Origin of the sequence: Streptomyces sp. NPDC085946 (assembly GCF_044540485.1) — a bacterium.
Lineage (GTDB): Bacteria > Actinomycetota > Actinomycetes > Streptomycetales > Streptomycetaceae > Streptomyces.
Genome location: NZ_JBITSF010000069.1, coordinates 1 through 1,424 on the forward strand (window position 1 = coordinate 1; position 1,424 = coordinate 1,424).

Consider the following 1,424-nt stretch of genomic DNA (forward strand, 5'->3'; position numbering starts at 1 on the left):
CTAGTGTGATGCGCCTGAAATCGCAGGCTTAAGTCTGTAGCCTGTTTTCGTGTCTCGAGGTCCTCGTGCTGTCGAAGTCGTGTTGTCCGATGAGGAGCGCGCCGAGTTGCTGCGTTGGGCGGGCGGGGCGGTGGCGCCTCGTCTCGTCGAGCGGGCACGTATCGTCTTGGCGTGCGCGGAGGGGAAGCCGAATACGCGGGTTGCGGCGGAGTGCAAGGTAACCGTGGACACGGTGAGGAAGTGGCGGTTGCGGTTTGCTGCCCGGCGGATGGCCGGGCTTGCGGATGAGCCGCGGCCGGGCCGGCGCAAGGCGGAGCTGGTGCTCAGCGATGACGAACGGGCTCAGCTGACGCGCCTGGCGAGGCGGGCGAAGACCGCGCAGTTCCTGGCTCTGCGCGCGAGGATCGTGCTGGGGTGCGCGGAGGGCAGGACGAATAAGCAGGTAGCGGCCGAATGCGGTGTGAGCGAGCAGTCGGTGAACCGCTGGCGGGCCCGGTTCATCGCCAAGCGCTTGGACGGGCTGCAGGACGAGCCGCGCCCGGGCCGGCCGCCCTCGATCTTGCTCGACCAGGTCGAGGAGGTGGTCGTCGCGACGCTGGAATCCACCCCGGGTCAGGACACGCACTGGTCACGGGCCTCCATGGCCGCCCGTACCGGGCTGTCGAAATCCACCGTCGGGCGGATCTGGAAGAAGTTCGACCTCAAGCCGCATCTGCAGGATGCCTTCAAGCTCTCCACCGATCCGCAGTTCGTCGCGAAGGTCGTCGACGTCGTCGGCCTGTATCACAACCCGCCGGAGAAGGCGGTGGTGTTGTGTGTGGACGAGAAGAGCCAGATTCAGGCGCTGGACCGCTCGCAGCCGGTGCTGCCGATGATGCCGGGCATGCCCGAGCGGCGCACCCATGACTACCTGCGGCACGGCATCACCAGTCTGTTCGCTGCGTTCAACATCGCCGACGGCACCGTCATCGGTGAACTGCACCGCCGCCACCGGGCTGTTGAGTTCAAAAAGTTCCTGGTCACGATAGACAAGGCGGTTCCCGCCGGGCTCGATGTGCACCTGGTGTGTGACAACTACGCCACCCACAACACCCCCGAGATCAAGACCTGGCTCGGCAAGCACCCCCGCTTCCATGTCCACTTCACCCCGACCGGCTCCTCCTGGATCAATCAGGTCGAGCGGTGGTTCGGCCTGCTGACCGACAAACTCATCCGCCGCGGCGTCCATACCTCGGTGAAGGCGCTGGAGGACGACATCAGGGCCTGGATCGATTCGTGGAACAAGAACCCCAGGCCCTTCACCTGGACCAAGACCGCCGACGAGATCCTCAAATCCCTCGCCGACTACCTCACCAAGGTCACTCCACCATCCACTAAAAACACGAAAGAGACTTAAGCCTGCGATTTCAGGCGCATCACACTAG

At 64.7% G+C, this 1,424-nt stretch carries 1 protein-coding gene; it reads left to right on the plus strand.

Features of this window, described 5'->3' with window-relative positions; translation table 11 throughout:
- Positions 1-79 precede the first annotated feature (79 nt).
- Positions 80-1,396, plus strand: a complete 1,317-nt coding sequence (locus ACIF8T_RS40480) for an IS630 family transposase (RefSeq protein WP_400042492.1) — start codon at positions 80-82, stop codon at positions 1,394-1,396.
- The last annotated feature ends 28 nt before the right edge of the window (positions 1,397-1,424 follow it).